Origin of the sequence: Microbacterium sp., from assembly GCF_049650565.1 — a bacterium.
Taxonomy (GTDB): domain Bacteria; phylum Actinomycetota; class Actinomycetes; order Actinomycetales; family Microbacteriaceae; genus Microbacterium.
Window position 1 is genome coordinate 1 of the sequence record NZ_JBASAK010000040.1, and the last position, 15,013, is coordinate 15,013.

The following is a 15,013-nucleotide window of genomic DNA, read 5'->3' on the forward strand; positions in this document are numbered from 1 at the left end:
GGAAATGGATGTCAGGCGACCAGCGCGGCGTTGCCCGCCACGATCGTCAGTGCGTCGCCCTCCATGGAGAGGAAGCCGTCCTGCGCATTGGCCAGCACCTTGGTGCCATCGGCCCGGGTGATGCGGACCTGACCCTCGGCGAGGATGGCCAGCACCGGCTCGTGACCGGACATGAATCCGATCTCACCCTCGACGGTCTTGGCGACGACCAGCGACGCCTCTCCCGTCCAGACCTCCGCGTCGGCGGAGACGAGGCTGACGTGCAGAGCCATGGTCAGCCGTTCTCCTTCTGGATCCGCGCCCACGCCTCTTCGACGTCGGAGATGCCGCCGACGTTGAAGAAGGCCTGCTCGGCGACGTGGTCGAAGTCACCGCGGCAGATCGCATCGAACGACTCGATGGTCTCCTTCAGCGGGACGGTCGAGCCCTCGACACCCGTGAACTTCTTGGCCATGTAGGTGTTCTGCGACAGGAACTGCTGAATGCGGCGCGCACGGGCGACGACGATCTTGTCCTCTTCAGACAGCTCGTCGACACCGAGGATCGCGATGATCTCCTGGAGCTCCTTGTTCTTCTGCAGGATCTGCTTGACCGTCGTGGCCACGCGGTAGTGGTCCTCGCCCAGGTAGCGGGGGTCCATGATGCGCGACGTGGAGGTCAGCGGGTCGATGGCCGGGTACAGGCCCTTCGACGCGATCTCACGGCTGAGCTCGGTGGTCGCGTCGAGGTGCGCGAACGTCGTGGCCGGAGCCGGGTCGGTGTAGTCGTCGGCCGGCACGTAGATCGCCTGCAGCGAGGTGATCGAGTGGCCGCGCGTCGAGGTGATGCGCTCCTGCAGAAGGCCCATCTCGTCGGCGAGGTTCGGCTGGTAGCCCACAGCGGAGGGCATGCGGCCCAGCAGCGTGGACACCTCTGAACCCGCCTGCGTGAAGCGGAAGATGTTGTCGATGAAGAGCAGCACGTCCTGCTTCTGCACATCGCGGAAGTACTCCGCCATGGTCAGGGCCGACAGCGCGACGCGAAGACGCGTCCCCGGCGGCTCGTCCATCTGGCCGAAGACGAGCGCGGTCTTGTCGAAGACGCCCGCCTCCTCCATCTCGTGGATCAGGTCGTTGCCCTCACGGGTGCGCTCGCCGACACCGGCGAACACCGACACGCCGCCGTGGTCCTGCGCGACGCGCTGGATCATCTCCTGGATGAGGACCGTCTTGCCGACGCCCGCGCCGCCGAACAGGCCGATCTTTCCGCCCTGCACGTACGGGGTGAGGAGGTCGATCGACTTGATGCCGGTCTCGAACATCGTGGTCTTCGACTCGAGCTGGTCGAAGTTCGGGGCCTTGCGGTGGATGGGCCAGCGCTCGGTGATCTCGACCTGCTCGCCGGGGGCCGCGTTGAGCACCTCGCCGATCACGTTGAAGACCTTGCCCTTGGTGACGTCCCCGACGGGCACCGAGATGGCGGCGCCGGTGTCGCGCACCTCCTGGCCGCGGACGATGCCGTCCGTGGGCTTCAGGGCGATGGCGCGCACCAGGTCGTCACCGAGGTGCTGTGCGACCTCGAGCGTGATCTCCGTCGAGCCCTCGCCGATGACGATGGTGGTCTTCAGAGCGTTGTAGATGTCGGGGATCGAGTCGTGCGGGAACTCGATGTCGACAACCGGACCGTTGACGCGTGCGACGCGCCCGACGACCGCGGTCGCAGGCGTTTCAGCCGTAGCGGTGGGGGTCATTTCTTCGTCTCTTTCCTGATGGTCTGTCAGCTCGATGCCAGTGCGTCGGCGCCGCCGACGATCTCGGCGATCTGCTGGGTGATCTCGGCCTGGCGCGCGTTGTTGCGCAGGCGGGTGTAGTCGGTGATCAGCTTGTCGGCGTTGTCGCTGGCCGACTTCATCGCCTTCTGCGTGGCCGCCTGCTTGGCCGCGGCCGACTGCAGCAGCGCGTTGAACACGCGGCTCTGGATGTACACCGGCAGGATCGCGTCCAGCACGGTCTCGGCGTCCGGCTCGAACTCGTACAACGGGTAGACCGTGGTACCCGCCTCCGAGTCGTCGGCCTCCGCGATCTCCAGCGGCAGCAGGCGCACGGACTCCGGCTCCTGCGTCATCATGCTGACGAAGCGGTTGTACACGAGAGTGATCTCGTCGACGCCGCCCTCGTCCCCGCCGCGGGAGAAGGCGTCCAGCAGCGCGTGCGAGATCTCCTCCGCGGTGTGGAACGACGGCTTGTCCATGTCCCCGGTCCACTCCCCGGCCGAGGCGATGCCCCGGAACTGGAAGTAGCCCACCGCCTTGCGGCCGACCAGGTAGAACACCGGCTCCTTGCCCTGCTCGCGCAGGAGCTCCGCCACCTCGAGACCCTCACGGAGGATCTGCGAGTTGAAGGCTCCGGCGAGTCCGCGGTCCGACGAGAAGATGACGACCGCGGAGCGGGTGATCTTCTCGGGCTCGCGGGTGAGCGGATGGTCGACGTTCGAGTGCGTCGCGACGGCGGACACGGCCCTCGTCACGGCACGCGCGAAGGGGGTGGACGCCTTGACGCGTGCCATCGCCTTCTGAATGCGCGAAGCCGCGATGAGCTCCATCGCCTTCGTGATCTTCTTGGTCGTCTGAGCAGAAGAGATCTTCTGCTTGTAGACCCTGAGTTGAGCGCCCATGAATCAATACCTCACGCGATTACGCGCGACGACCCTTGACGATCTTCTCCTGGTTGACGTCCTCCGCCTCGGCAGCCGCGTGCTCCTCGTGACCGGGAGCACCGATTCCCTGACCGTTGCCGGCCTGGAACTCCAGGATGAAGGCATCAGTCTGCTTGTCGAGCTCGGCGATGGTGTCGTCGTCAAGGACGTTCGTCTCGCGGAGTGTGTCCAGGATGCTGGTGTTGCGACGCAGGTAGTCCAGCAGGTCGCGCTCGAAGCGCAGCACGTCCGAGACCTCGAGGGTGTCGAGCTTGCCGTTGGTGCCGGCCCAGATCGAGACGACCTGCTCCTCCACCGGGTACGGCGAGTACTGCGGCTGCTTGAGCAGCTCGGTCAGGCGCGCGCCGCGGGCCAGCTGACGACGCGAGGCCGCGTCGAGGTCGGATGCGAACATCGCGAACGCCTCGAGGGAGCGGTACTGCGCGAGCTCCAGCTTCAGCGTTCCGGAGACCTTCTTGATCGACTTGACCTGCGCGTCACCGCCGACTCGGGAGACCGAGATGCCCACGTCGACAGCGGGACGCTGGTTGGCGTTGAACAGGTCGGACTGCAGGAAGATCTGGCCGTCGGTGATGGAGATCACGTTGGTCGGGATGTACGCCGAGACGTCGTTGGCCTTGGTCTCGATGATGGGCAGACCCGTCATCGAACCGGCGCCGAGCTCGTCGGACAGCTTCGCGCAGCGCTCCAGCAGACGGGAGTGCAGGTAGAAGACATCACCCGGGTAGGCCTCGCGCCCCGGCGGACGACGCAGCAGCAGGGACACGGCGCGGTACGCCTCAGCCTGCTTCGACAGGTCGTCGAAGACGATCAGGACGTGCTTGCCGTCGTACATCCAGTGCTGGCCGATGGCCGAGCCGGTGTACGGTGCGAGGTACTTGAAGCCCGCGGGGTCGGAAGCCGGGGCAGCCACGATCGTGGTGTACTCCAGGGCGCCGGCGTCTTCGAGCGCACCCTTCACCGAAGCGATGGTCGAGCCCTTCTGGCCGATGGCGACGTAGATGCAGCGCACCTGCTTGTTGGTGTCGCCCGACTCCCAGTTGGCCTTCTGGTTGATGATCGTGTCGATCGCCAGAGCCGTCTTTCCGGTCTGGCGGTCGCCGATGATCAGCTGGCGCTGGCCGCGGCCGACGGGGATCATCGCGTCGATGGCCTTGACGCCCGTCTGCATGGGCTCGTGCACGGACTTTCGCTGCATCACGCCGGGCGCCTGCAGCTCGAGCTCGCGCACACCGTCGGTGGCGATGGCGCCGAGGCCGTCGATGGGGTTGCCCAGCGGGTCGACGACGCGACCCAGGTAGCCGTCGCCGACCGGCACCGAGAGCACCTCGCCGGTGCGGGTGACCTCCTGACCGGCCTCGACGCCGGTGAAGTCGCCGAGCACGACCACGCCGATCTGATGCTCGTCGAGGTTCAGCGCGAGGCCCTTGGTGCCGTCGGCGAAGGTGACGAGCTCGTTGGCCATGACGCCCGGCAGTCCCTCGACGTGCGCGATGCCATCGGCTGCGTCGATGACGGTGCCGACCTCGGTCGCGACGGCGCCGGTGGGTTCGTAGGCGGCTGCGAAATTCTTCAGCGCGTCACGGATGACGTCGGGGCTGATCGATAGTTCTGCCATTGTCTTCCCTTTGTGTGTCTGGTGAGCGCGGTTCCCCGCGCCAGTCTGTGTCAGCTCGCGAGCTTCTGGCGGAGCTCTGCGAGTCGGGCGGAGATGCTGCCGTCGATGACGTCATCGGCGATCTGCACGCGCAGTCCTCCGATGACCTCGGGGTCGATCACCTGGTTGATGGAGATCTCTCCCCCATAGCGGCGAGCCAGAGCGTCACGAAGACGGGTCTGCTGCGTGGCGGCGATGGGCGCGGCCGTGTAGACGGTCGCGACCGTGCGTCCCGCCTGTGCGGAGACGATGTCGATGGCGCGGCTGAACAGCTGGCGCACCCGGCGCTCGCGCGACTGGCGCACGAGCGAGGAGGCGATCAGCACCGTGGCCGGCGAGACCTGCGAGCCGAGGACCTGCTGGACGAGTGCAGCCTTCGCCGGTGCATCGCCGAGCCGGCTCCCGAGCGCGAGCTCGAGCTCCGGGTTCGCGGCGACGACTCGGGAGAAGCCGAACAGCTCGCCAGCGACGTCGTCCTTCGCGGCGGCGACAGCAGCCGCACGGATCGCGAGCTCCTCCACGCCGTCCACGAGGTCGGACGCACTGGACCAGCGCTCCCCGGCGACCGCGGTCAGCAGCGACGTCACCGGAGCGGATGCCCCGCCGAAGACGCTCGCGACCAGCGCGGTGCGTGCCTGCGCAGGCGCCGTGGGATCAGCGAGCGCGCCGCTCAGCTGGGCCGACTCCCCGATCGTGCGGGCGGCTGAGAACAGCTCGGCCGCACTGTCGAGGTTCAGGTCCTTCGTCGCGGCAAGCGCCTGAGCCGATGCCGCGAGCGCCTGAGTGGTCGCGCTGCCCATTACTCGGCCTTCTCGAGGTCGGCGAGGAACCGGTCCACGACAGCCGTCGCGCGCTTGTCATCGCCGAGGGTCTCCCCCACGACTCCGCCGGCGAGGTCGAGGGCGAGTGTGCCCACCTCACTGCGGAGCGAGACGAACGCGGCCTGGCGCTCGGCCTCGATCTGCGTGTGCGCAGCCGTGCTGATGCGGGTGGCCTCGAGCTGAGCCGCATCCTTGGCCTCAGCGACGATCTTCTTGCCGTCCTCACGGGCGGCCTCGCGGATCTGCCCGGCCTCGGTGCGCGCCTCGGCGAGCTGGCGGGTGTACTCCTCCAGCGCGGCCTCGGCCTGCTTCTGGGCCTCGTCGGCCTTGGCGATGTTGCCCTCGATGGCCGCCGCGCGCTCGTCGAGCATCGCGGTCAGCTTCGGGATGGCGACCTTCCAGAACACCACGAGGATGATGAGGAAGCAGATCGTGCCCCACACCAAGTCGGGGAGCCCCGGAATCAGGGGGTTGTGCTCTGCCTTCTCGGCAGCCACAACGACAAGAGCATTCAGCATCCTGTCTCCTTACGTCTCGGGGTGGCGGATCAGTTGTAGCCGAAGATGAAGCCGGTCGCGATGCCGATGAAGGCCAGGGCCTCGGTGAAGGCGATACCGATCCACATCAGGACCTGCAGTCGGCCGGCCAGCTCGGGCTGACGAGCCACGCCCTCGATCGTCTTGCCGACGACGATGCCGATGCCGATGGCCGGGCCGATGGCGGCGAGGCCGTAGCCGACCGTCGCGATCGAGCCGTTGACAGCTGCGAGAACCGTAGTTGCGTCCACGGGGTTTTTCCTTTCAATTGGTGGGCAGGCGGAGGCCTGTCCCCTTAGTGCTCTTCGGCGACTGCGAGCTGGATGTAGACCGCAGTCAGGACGGCGAAGATGTATGCCTGCAGGACGGCCACGAGGACCTCGAACAGGGTGAAGGCGAGGCCGAACGCGCCGGTGAAGACGCCGAGCGCCGACCACCAGCCACTCAGGCCGAAGAGGAAGAAGTCCGTCGCCACGAAGAACAGCACGAGCATCAGGTGGCCGACGATCATGTTCATCAGCAGACGCAGCGTCAGCGTGACGGGGCGGATGATGAAGGTCGAGAGGAACTCGAGGATCGCGACGAACCACACCAGGAACACCGGGATGCCCGAGGGGAACAGCGAGTTCTTGACGAAGTGCCTGGTGCCCTTCCTCAGTCCGGCGTAGATGAAGGTGACGTACGACACGATCGCCAGCAGCAGCGGGACGGCGATGATCGAGGTTCCTGCGACGTTGATCCCGGGGACGATGCCCGTGAGGTTCATGAACAGGATCATGAAGAACATCGTCATGAGGATCGGCAGGTACCGGTCGCCGTCCTTGCGGCCCAGCAGGTCGTGCGCGATGTTGCCGCGGACGAAGCCGAAGCCCATCTCCACGATGCTCTGGAAGCGGCCGGGGACAAGCTTCATCCGCCGCGAGCCGAGCCAGAAGATCAGCACCAGTGCGGCCGTCGCGATCAGCTGTGCGAGGTGGATGCGCGTGAACGCGAACGGCGTGCCCTGGAAGAGCAGAACGGCCGGGAAGAACTCGTCGATCGCCGGTGGATGGAACGTCGGACCCTCAGTCGCGGCGACGAGGAATGACACGGCCTGAGTCAACGTTGCGGCTCCAGCTTCTCGGCACCGAGAACAAGCCGGTGCACAGGGACGGATGATCGTCAACCGCGGCGACAGCGTGATCTGCGAGGATCACCGCACAACCGGCGGGGACGTCAACAGCTTAGCAAACCCTGGGCGTCGCTCACGACGCGCCCTCGTCCGGCGCCTGGGTCGGCAGCTCGACGTCGCTGACGTTGGGCAGCCGCATTCGCATCACGACCAGGGCATCCACCACCAATGAGAAGATCACGCCGGCGACGATCGAGATGAAGAACACCTCCGGAGCCACCCATGGCTGGCCCCGCAGGACGATCATCAGCACGATGAACACGCCGAGCTTGAGCAGCCAGCCGCCCAGCACGATCCCGAAGAAGATCGGCACGTACAGCGGGTCGCCGAACCAGCGGTTGGCGAACAGGATGCTGGCGGCGGTGATGCCGAGGAACAGGAACGACAGCAGCACGCCGATCAGGCCGCTCCACAGGCCGTTGGTCCCCGCGACGGCGAAGCCGACGCCCGCGGCGATCAGTGCCAGGACGGCGGCCGCCGCAGCCGACCACATCAGCGTGCCGCGCAGGATCGGGGTGCTGGAGATGGTGCTCTTGTTCATCGGGGCTCCAAGGTGCTCGGGGATGCGGGAGTCTGGGGCTGCTCTGGTGCGCCGGCGGCTCCGCGGGCGCTGCGGGGCCTGCGGCCCGGCGGGGTGAGGGTGACGACCACGCAGGCGACGGTGCCGATCGCACCGAACACGATTCCGACGATGTACCCGCCCGGCCAGCTCTGCCTGGTGCCGATGTACATCAGCAGCACGCCGAGCGAGATCACGGCGGTCCACGCGTAGAACACCAGGACAGCACCCCGGTCGCGGTGCCCGAGATCCAGCATCCGGTGGTGCAGGTGCTTGCGATCCGGGGCGAACGGCGACTTGCCGGCGCGCATGCGACGGAAGACCGCCAGGCCGAAGTCCAGCAGCGGCAGGCTCACGATCACCAGCGGCAGGACGATGGGGATGAATGCTCCCAGCAGCTGCGAGCGGCCGAACTTCTCGGGGTCGAACGCATTCACGTCGCCCTGCGTGGTCACGGCGATGGCGGAGGTGGCCATCAGCAGCCCGAGGACCAGCGCGCCGGAATCGCCCATGAAGATCTTGGCGGGGCTCCAGTTGAACGGCAGGAAGCCGGCGCAGGCGCCGATGAGCACTGCGGCCAGGAAGGTGGCGAGGTTGAAGTAGCTGGTGGCACCGGAGTCGCGGGTGAGGATGTACGAGTACACGAAGAAGATGCCGTTGGCGATCAGGCAGACGCCGGCCACCAGGCCGTCCAGCCCGTCGATGAAGTTGACCGCGTTCATGACGACGACGATGGCCACCATCGTGATCGAGATGCTCAGCCACGGCGAGACGAGGATCATGTCGCCCACCGGCAGCGAGAGCACCTGCAGTCCTCCGCCGGCGGTGATGATGCCTGCGGCGAGGAACTGCGCGGCCAGCTTGATCATCCAGTCCAGATCCCACAGATCGTCGATCACGCCCACCGCTGCGATCAGCAGCGTGGCGCCCAGGATCGACCACAGCGTCTGCGGAGGCACCCACATCCGCTCGAAGAACGGGTTCGCGGCGGAGACGAGGATCGCGCTCGCGATGCCGATGAACATCGCCACGCCGCCCAGCCGCGGCTTGGGTGTCTTGTGCACGTCGCGCTCGCGGATGCCCGGGTAGAGCTTGAACTTCATGCTCAGCCGCCACACCGCCCACGTCAGCATGAAGGTGACCGCGGCGGTGAGGATGAAGGTGAACAGGTACTGCTTCACTCTTGATCGACCGGGTCTCCGCCGGGCTCGGCGCTCGCGGCTGCGGCGTCGCCCGCATCCGGTTCGGCCTCGTCCGGCGTCTCGGCGGGCTCCAGCAGATCTCCGAGCACCTCTTCGAGCTGCTCACGGGTGATGACGCCGTCGCGGAGGATGCGCACCAGCGGAGCCTGGCCCTCACCCGCCTCGACGAGCGATGTGGCATCGACGATGGTGGACGGGATGCCGCGCTCGACGTACCCCTCCTCGAGGTAGACGGCGACGGAGTCGCCGAGCATCCTCTTCGCGTCCGAGGCGATGATGGCCGCCTCGCGGCCGGTGAGGTTCGCACTGGAGACGGCCAGCGGGCCCGTCTCGGCCAGCAGCTCCAGCGCCACGCGCCGGTCGGGCATGCGCACCGCGACCGTGCCCCTGGTCTCGCCCAGGTCCCAGGTGAGCGACGGCTGCGCGGGCAGCACGATCGTCAGTCCGCCCGGCCAGAACGCGTCGATGAGCTTCTGCACAGCATCCGGGATCGACTCCACCAGAGCCGCGACCATCTGCTGGCTCGCCACGAGCACCGGCGGCGGCATCTCCCGTCCGCGCCCCTTCGCATCGAGCAGCCGCTGCACGGCGGCGGGAGAGAAGGCATCGGCAGCGATGCCGTACACGGTGTCGGTGGGGATGACGATCAGCTCGCCGCGGGCGATGGCCGCCCGCGCGTTGCGCATGCCGGCGAGGAGCTCGTCCTGGTCGCGGCAATCGAAGACAGTAGACATGGCCTGATCATTCTATGGTGGCGGGTTCACCGCCCGCGGTGAGGGTGACGATCAGCGGTTCAGCGCCGTGGTGGCGCGGTCACGGCGGGTGAGGTCCTCGTGTGTGGCTGCGGAGCGCCAGCCGTCGGCGTGCAGCAGCTCACGGATGGCGGCGCCCTGGTGCTCGGCGTGCTCGAGCACCAGCATCCCGCCCGGATGCAGCAGCTCATGCGCCCGGCGGCTGATCACGCGGATCACGTCCAGCCCGTCCTCACCCCCGTACAGCGCCTGGACGGGGTCGTACAGGTGCACCTCCGGATCGGAGGGGATCTGCGAAGCGGGCACGTACGGCGGATTGGAGATGACGACGGATGCCGTACCGCGAAGCTCATCGAGTGCGGTGGCCAGGTCGCCGAGGACGAGGGTGAGATTGTCGGCATCCGCGGTGTTGCGCGCCGCCCAGGCGTGCGCCTCGGGCGAGCGCTCCACGGCGAACACGCGGGCGCGGGGGACCTCGGTGGCCATGGCCAGGGCGATCGCGCCGCTGCCGGTGCCCAGGTCGATCGCGACCGGCGACGGCGAGGCGCTCTCCATCAGCGCATCGATGGCCATCTGCACCACCATCTCGGTCTCTGGACGGGGGATGAAGACCCCGGGCCCCACGGCCAGCTCCAGCTGCCGGAACGGCGCCGAACCAGTGATGTGCTGCAGCGGCTCTCGAGCGGCGCGTCGTGCCACGAGCGCGGCCAGCTTCTCGGCATCCGCCCGCTCGATGCCGTCACCTCGGACGGCCGCCGCCTGCAGTTCGCCCCGCCCCAGACCCAACACGTGTCCGGCCAGCAGCTCCGCGTCGACGAGGGGATCGGTGAGCCCCGCGTCGGCGAGCTGCTGGGCCGTGCCGCGCAGGAGTGCGGAGAGCGATTCGGGCATCCTCCCAGCGTAGGCGTCGTCGCGGCCGGTCATATTCGACCGCGCGGAAAGGCGCACGCCGTAGGCTGGGCACGCTGATTCTGCGACATCCTCGACGAAAGGCCCCCCCCATGGCCGGCATCCACTCCGACATCACCACCGCCGTCGGCAACACCCCGTTGGTGCGGCTGAATCGCGTCACCGAGGGACTGAACGCCACGGTGCTGGCGAAGCTGGAGTTCTACAACCCGGCGTCGAGCGTGAAGGACCGCACGGGCATCGCCATGGTCGACGCTGCGGAGGCATCGGGCGAGCTCAAGCCCGGCGGCACGATCGTGGAGGCCACCAGCGGCAACACCGGCATCGCACTGGCGATGGTGGGCGCCGCCCGCGGGTACCGCGTGATCATCACCATGCCCGCCTCGCTGTCGAAGGAGCGCCGCGTGCTGCTGCGCGCATTCGGCGCCGAGCTGGTGCTGACGGACCCGCACAAGGGCATGCCGGGCTCCATCGAGGCGCTCAAGGGCATCATCGCCGAGAACCCCGGCGCCGTGTGGGTGCGCCAGTTCGAGAACGAGGCCAACCCGCGCATCCACCGCGAGACCACCGCGCAGGAGATCCTGCGGGACACCGACGGGAACGTCGACATCGTGGTCGCGGGCACCGGCACCGGCGGCACCATCACCGGCATCGGGCAGGCGCTGAAGGCCGTCAAGCCCGACGTGCAGATCGTCGCCGTGGAGCCGAAGGACTCCCCCGTGCTCAGCGAGGGTCGACCCGGACCGCACCGCATCCAGGGCATCGGCCCGAGCTTCGTACCCGATGTGCTGGATCGCGATGTGCTGGATGAGATCCACCCCGTCGAGTACGAGGACTCGCTGCGCACCGCACGCGACCTGGCAGCGAAGGAGGGCCTGCTGGTGGGCATCTCCAGCGGCGCGGCCGTGTGGGCTGCGCTGAAGATCGCCGAGCGCCCCGAGAACGCGGGCAAGACCATCGTGGCGATCATCCCCGACACCGGCGAGCGGTACATCTCCACAGCCCTGTTCGAGGACCTGCGCGACAAGCCGCGTGAGAAGCCGAAGGACTGACGGCTCCGTGGGTGCTCTGTCGCGGGTGCTCTCCCGGATGCGCGAGGACGTGGCCGCCGCACGCCGGCGGGATCCGGCATCCCGCAGCGGCCTGGAGGTGGCACTGCTGTATCCCGGGCTGCACGCGATCTGGGCGCATCGCGTCTGGCACGCGCTGTGGATGCGCAGGCTGCGCTTCCCGGCCCGGATGGGCTCGCAGGTAACCCGGTGGCTGACCGGCATCGAGATCCACCCCGGCGCGGTCATCGGCCGGCGTTTCTTCATCGACCACGGCATGGGCGTGGTGATCGGCGAGACCGCCGAGGTCGGCGACGACGTGATGCTGTACCACGGCGTGACGCTGGGCGGCCGCACGAGGGATCGGGGCAAACGGCATCCGACTCTGGAGGACGGCGTCGCCGTCGGCGCGGGCGCCAAGATCCTCGGGCCGGTCGTGATCGGCGCGCGCTCCGTGGTGGGCGCGAATGCCGTGGTCACCCGCGACGCCCCCGCCGACAGCGTGCTGGTCGGGATGCCCGCGAAGGCGCGCCCCCGCGACGCCGACGAGAGCGTGAAGGCTCTGCTGTCTGCCCCCGACTACATGATCTGAGCGCGCGGGCGGGTCAGGAGCCGAGGGCGGCGAGGCGCTCGGCCTCGTCGGCCTGGATGCACGACTCGATGATCGGGGCCAGCGCGCCGTCCATCACCTGATCGAGGTTGTACGCCTTGTAGCCGGTGCGGTGATCAGCAATGCGGTTCTCGGGGAAGTTGTACGTGCGGATCCGCTCGGAGCGGTCCATGCCGCGGATCTGCGATCTGCGCGCATCGGATGCCGCCGCCGCGAGCTCCTCCTGCTGACGGGCCAGCAGCCGTGCGCGCAGGACGCGCATGCCGGCCTCGCGGTTCTGCAGCTGCGACTTCTCGTTCTGCATCGACACGACGATACCGGTCGGCAGATGCGTGATGCGCACGGCCGAGTCGGTCGTGTTCACGGACTGCCCGCCGGGACCCGACGAGCGGTACACGTCGATCTTCAGATCGTTCTGGTCGATCTGGATCTCCTCGGGCTCATCGACCTCGGGGAAGACCAGCACGCCGGTCGTGGAGGTGTGGATGCGGCCCTGCGACTCCGTCGCGGGCACGCGCTGCACACGGTGCACGCCACCCTCGTACTTCAGGTGCGCCCATACGCCCTGCGACGGGTCGGACGAGGAGCCCTTGATCGCGACCTGCACGTCCTTGTAACCGCCGAGATCGGACTCGTTGCGCTCCAGCAGCTCGGTCTTCCAGCCCTGGTGCGCGGCGTACTGGATGTACATCCGCAGCAGGTCGGCGGCGAACAGCGCCGACTCGGCGCCGCCCTCCCCCGCCTTGATCTCCATGATCACGTCGCGGGCGTCGTCCGGGTCGCGCGGGATCAGCAGCCGGCGCAGCTTCTCGGTCGCCTCGTGCAGCCGCGCCTCGAGCCCGGGGATCTCGGCGGCGAACGCCTCGTCCTCGTGCGCGAGCTCGCGAGCGGCATCCAGGTCCTCACCGGCCGCCACCCACGCCTCGTGGGCGGCGACGATGCGCGACAGTTCCGCGTAGCGCCGGTTGACGCGCTTGGCGCGTGCGGCGTCGGCGTGCACCGCCGGGTCGGAGAGCTCCTCCTGCACCCGGCGATGCTCGTCGATCAGCGCCTGAACGGACTCGAACACGTCAGTCCCGCCTGCGGATCAGCGGATGCTGTTCTCGTGGGCGTGCGTCGATCCGGTCGAGGTGGGCGCGGGGATGGACTTCTGCATCTGGAAGAGGAACTCGACGTTCGAGCTGGTCTCCTTGAGCTTGCCCAGCACGACCTCGAGGGCCTGCTGCGGGTCCAGGCCCGCGAGGGCCCGACGCAGCTTCCAGGTGATCTTGACCTCGTCGGCCGAGAGCAGCATCTCCTCGCGGCGGGTGCTGGACGCATTCACATCCACGGCCGGGAAGATGCGCTTGTCGGCGAGGGCCCGCGACAGGCGCAGCTCGCTGTTTCCGGTGCCCTTGAACTCCTCGAAGATGACCTCGTCCATCTTGGATCCGGTCTCCACCAGGGCCGTGGCGAGGATGGTCAGCGAGCCGCCGTTCTCGATGTTGCGCGCGGCGCCGAAGAAGCGCTTGGGCGGGTAAAGCGCCGCGGCGTCCACGCCACCGGTGAGCACGCGTCCGGAGGCCGGGGTCGAGATGTTGTACGCGCGGCCCAGGCGGGTGATGGAGTCCAGCAGCACGACCACGTCGCGGCCCAGCTCCACCAGGCGCTTGGCGCGCTCGATGGCCAGCTCGGCGACCGTGGTGTGGTCCTCGGCCGGGCGGTCGAAGGTCGACGCGATGACCTCGCCCTTGACGGTGCGCTGCATGTCGGTGACCTCTTCGGGCCGCTCGTCCACGAGCACGACCATCAGGTGCACCTCGGGGTTGTTCTGCGCGATGGCGTTGGCGATCTGCTGCAGCACGATGGTCTTGCCGGCCTTCGGCGGCGCGACGATCAGGCCGCGCTGGCCCTTGCCGATCGGGGCGACCAGGTCGATGATGCGCTGGGTGAGCTTCTCGGGCGCGGTCTCCAGGCGCAGGCGCTCCTGCGGGTACAGCGGGGTGAGCTTGCCGAACTCCACGCGGCCCGCGGCGTCCTCCGGGGAGAGCCCGTTGACGGAGTCGACCTTGACCAGTGCGTTGTACTTCTGACGGCCCTGCTGCTCGCCCTCGCGAGGCTGCTTGATGGCCCCGACGATCGCGTCGCCCTTGCGCAGGTTGTACTTCTTGACCTGCCCCAGCGAGACGTACACGTCGCTGGCGCCGGCGAGGTAGCCGGTGGTGCGCACGAATGCGTAGTTGTCCAGCACGTCGAGGATGCCCGCGACGGGGATCAGCACGTCGTCCTCGCCGATCTCGGTCTCGAACTCGTCGGCGTTCTGGTTGCCTCCGCCGCGGCGCTTGTTGCGCTGACGGCTGCGACCGGAGCCCTGCTCATCGTCGCCGTGGCCGTTGTCCTGCCCGCCGTGGCCGCTGCCCTGGGCGTTCTGGCCATTGCCGTTCTCGCCCTTGCTTCCACGACCGCGGCTGCGGCTGCGGTTGCGGTTGCGGCTGCGGCTGGAGCCCTCGCTGTCCGAGGAGCCCTCGGAATCGGAGGCGTTCTCGTCGTGCGAGGTCTGCCTGTCGCTGTGCTCGGCCTTCTCGCTCCGGTCGCCGGCGTCCTTCGACGAGGTCTCGGCGTTGCCCTCGGCAGCGGCCTCGGGCTTCGCACCACGACGGCGTGAGGGGCGCTTCGCCGGAGCCTCTGCCGCGTTGTCGGATACCGGCTCGGCTGCGGGCCGCTCGGCAGTGGGCTGCTCAGCAGCGGCATCCGCGGTCTTCTCCGCGGCCGCCTCGTCGGCCCCCTTGCCGGCCGCGCGCGAGGCGCGCTTGCGGGCGGGCTTCGCCGGGGCCTCGGCCGCATCGGACGCCGGAGCGGAGTCGGATGCCGGAGCGGAGTCGGATGCCGGAGCGGAGTCGGACGACGGAGCGGAGTCGGACGCCGCGGGAGACGCGGCGGCGGGGATGTCGAGGGTCTCGGCATCCGCCTTCTTGGCGCGCGTTCGGCGCGGCGCCTTCGGCTTCTCCTCCGCGCCCGAAGCGGGCTCCGCAGCAGGAGCGGTCGCAGCCGCAGATGCCTCGGCCGGATCGGCC

Annotated in this window: 16 protein-coding genes; 2 read left to right on the plus strand and 14 right to left on the minus strand. The window is 68.5% G+C overall.

Annotation, left to right across the window (positions count from 1 at the left end):
- Positions 1-11 precede the first annotated feature (11 nt).
- The 12 genes from WA967_RS07210 to prmC all read right to left on the minus strand — a co-directional run bounded on the left by WA967_RS07210 (position 12) and on the right by prmC (position 10,283).
- The gene (locus WA967_RS07210; RefSeq protein ID WP_298867306.1) at positions 12-272 is read right to left on the minus strand and encodes a F0F1 ATP synthase subunit epsilon; all 261 of its coding nucleotides are present in this window, start codon (positions 270-272) and stop codon (positions 12-14) included.
- A 2-nt stretch (positions 273-274) separates the two neighbouring features.
- Positions 275-1,729: a F0F1 ATP synthase subunit beta gene (gene atpD, locus WA967_RS07215; protein ID WP_424420574.1), complete on the minus strand. Its 1,455-nt coding sequence runs from the start codon at positions 1,727-1,729 to the stop codon at positions 275-277.
- A 26-nt stretch (positions 1,730-1,755) separates the two neighbouring features.
- Entirely contained in the window at positions 1,756-2,652 is an 897-nt protein-coding gene (locus tag WA967_RS07220) for a F0F1 ATP synthase subunit gamma (protein ID WP_424420576.1), read from the minus strand.
- Between the two features lie 19 nt (positions 2,653-2,671).
- Complete coding sequence (gene atpA, locus WA967_RS07225; RefSeq protein WP_424420578.1) at positions 2,672-4,312, minus strand: F0F1 ATP synthase subunit alpha; 1,641 nt, start codon at positions 4,310-4,312, stop codon at positions 2,672-2,674.
- Positions 4,313-4,362: 50 nt separating this feature from the next.
- A complete protein-coding gene (locus WA967_RS07230; protein ID WP_424420579.1) occupies positions 4,363-5,151 on the minus strand; it encodes a F0F1 ATP synthase subunit delta in 789 nt (262 codons plus the stop codon).
- A complete protein-coding gene (locus WA967_RS07235) occupies positions 5,151-5,690 on the minus strand; it encodes a F0F1 ATP synthase subunit B (RefSeq protein WP_424420582.1) in 540 nt (179 codons plus the stop codon). The genes WA967_RS07230 and WA967_RS07235 overlap by 1 nt, the downstream gene beginning before the upstream one ends.
- A gap of 29 nt (positions 5,691-5,719) precedes the next feature.
- Entirely contained in the window at positions 5,720-5,959 is a 240-nt protein-coding gene (atpE, locus tag WA967_RS07240) for an ATP synthase F0 subunit C (RefSeq protein ID WP_298867712.1), read from the minus strand.
- A gap of 44 nt (positions 5,960-6,003) precedes the next feature.
- The gene (gene atpB / locus WA967_RS07245) at positions 6,004-6,798 is read right to left on the minus strand and encodes a F0F1 ATP synthase subunit A (RefSeq protein ID WP_424420585.1); all 795 of its coding nucleotides are present in this window, start codon (positions 6,796-6,798) and stop codon (positions 6,004-6,006) included.
- Positions 6,799-6,952: 154 nt separating this feature from the next.
- The gene (locus WA967_RS07250; RefSeq protein WP_424420588.1) at positions 6,953-7,420 is read right to left on the minus strand and encodes a hypothetical protein; all 468 of its coding nucleotides are present in this window, start codon (positions 7,418-7,420) and stop codon (positions 6,953-6,955) included.
- Positions 7,417-8,619, minus strand: coding sequence for an MraY family glycosyltransferase (locus WA967_RS07255; protein ID WP_424420590.1), 1,203 nt, complete (start codon positions 8,617-8,619; stop codon positions 7,417-7,419). Before WA967_RS07255 ends, WA967_RS07250 begins: the two co-directional genes overlap by 4 nt.
- The gene (locus WA967_RS07260; RefSeq protein ID WP_424420592.1) at positions 8,616-9,374 is read right to left on the minus strand and encodes an L-threonylcarbamoyladenylate synthase; all 759 of its coding nucleotides are present in this window, start codon (positions 9,372-9,374) and stop codon (positions 8,616-8,618) included. Before WA967_RS07260 ends, WA967_RS07255 begins: the two co-directional genes overlap by 4 nt.
- Before the next feature lie 51 nt (positions 9,375-9,425).
- The gene (gene prmC, locus WA967_RS07265; RefSeq protein ID WP_424420594.1) at positions 9,426-10,283 is read right to left on the minus strand and encodes a peptide chain release factor N(5)-glutamine methyltransferase; all 858 of its coding nucleotides are present in this window, start codon (positions 10,281-10,283) and stop codon (positions 9,426-9,428) included.
- Positions 10,284-10,393: 110 nt separating this feature from the next.
- Here prmC and cysK point away from each other — a divergent pair, with 110 nt between their 5' ends.
- Positions 10,394-11,353 carry a cysteine synthase A gene (gene cysK, locus WA967_RS07270; RefSeq protein ID WP_424420596.1) on the plus strand — a complete coding sequence of 320 codons (960 nt, stop codon included), beginning with the start codon at positions 10,394-10,396 and terminating at the stop codon, positions 11,351-11,353.
- A 37-nt stretch (positions 11,354-11,390) separates the two neighbouring features.
- On the plus strand, positions 11,391-11,942 hold the full coding sequence (gene epsC / locus WA967_RS07275) for a serine O-acetyltransferase EpsC (RefSeq protein WP_424420602.1): 552 nt from the start codon (positions 11,391-11,393) through the stop codon (positions 11,940-11,942).
- A 13-nt stretch (positions 11,943-11,955) separates the two neighbouring features.
- Here epsC and prfA read toward each other — a convergent pair whose 3' ends face one another.
- Both prfA and rho read right to left on the minus strand, forming a co-directional pair.
- Positions 11,956-13,029, minus strand: a complete 1,074-nt coding sequence (prfA, locus tag WA967_RS07280; RefSeq protein ID WP_424420598.1) for a peptide chain release factor 1 — start codon at positions 13,027-13,029, stop codon at positions 11,956-11,958.
- Between the two features lie 18 nt (positions 13,030-13,047).
- Positions 13,048-15,013, minus strand: a 1,966-nt coding sequence (gene rho, locus WA967_RS07285; RefSeq protein WP_424420600.1) for a transcription termination factor Rho, incomplete at its 5' end; no start/stop codon positions are given.

Excerpts from the sequence above, each read along its gene's own strand:
- WA967_RS07210 (WP_298867306.1), bottom strand. The coding sequence starts at position 272 with ATGGCTCTGCACGTCAGCCTCGTCTCCGCCGACGCGGAGGTCTGGACG.
- atpD (WP_424420574.1), bottom strand. The coding sequence starts at position 1,729 with ATGACCCCCACCGCTACGGCTGAAACGCCTGCGACCGCGGTCGTCGGG.
- WA967_RS07220 (WP_424420576.1), bottom strand. The coding sequence starts at position 2,652 with ATGGGCGCTCAACTCAGGGTCTACAAGCAGAAGATCTCTTCTGCTCAG.
- atpA (WP_424420578.1), bottom strand. The coding sequence starts at position 4,312 with ATGGCAGAACTATCGATCAGCCCCGACGTCATCCGTGACGCGCTGAAG.
- WA967_RS07230 (WP_424420579.1), bottom strand. The coding sequence starts at position 5,151 with ATGGGCAGCGCGACCACTCAGGCGCTCGCGGCATCGGCTCAGGCGCTT.
- WA967_RS07235 (WP_424420582.1), bottom strand. The coding sequence starts at position 5,690 with ATGCTGAATGCTCTTGTCGTTGTGGCTGCCGAGAAGGCAGAGCACAAC.
- WA967_RS07250 (WP_424420588.1), bottom strand. The coding sequence starts at position 7,420 with ATGAACAAGAGCACCATCTCCAGCACCCCGATCCTGCGCGGCACGCTG.
- WA967_RS07260 (WP_424420592.1), bottom strand. The coding sequence starts at position 9,374 with ATGTCTACTGTCTTCGATTGCCGCGACCAGGACGAGCTCCTCGCCGGC.
- prmC (WP_424420594.1), bottom strand. The coding sequence starts at position 10,283 with ATGCCCGAATCGCTCTCCGCACTCCTGCGCGGCACGGCCCAGCAGCTC.
- cysK (WP_424420596.1), top strand. The coding sequence starts at position 10,394 with ATGGCCGGCATCCACTCCGACATCACCACCGCCGTCGGCAACACCCCG.
- epsC (WP_424420602.1), top strand. The coding sequence starts at position 11,391 with ATGCGCGAGGACGTGGCCGCCGCACGCCGGCGGGATCCGGCATCCCGC.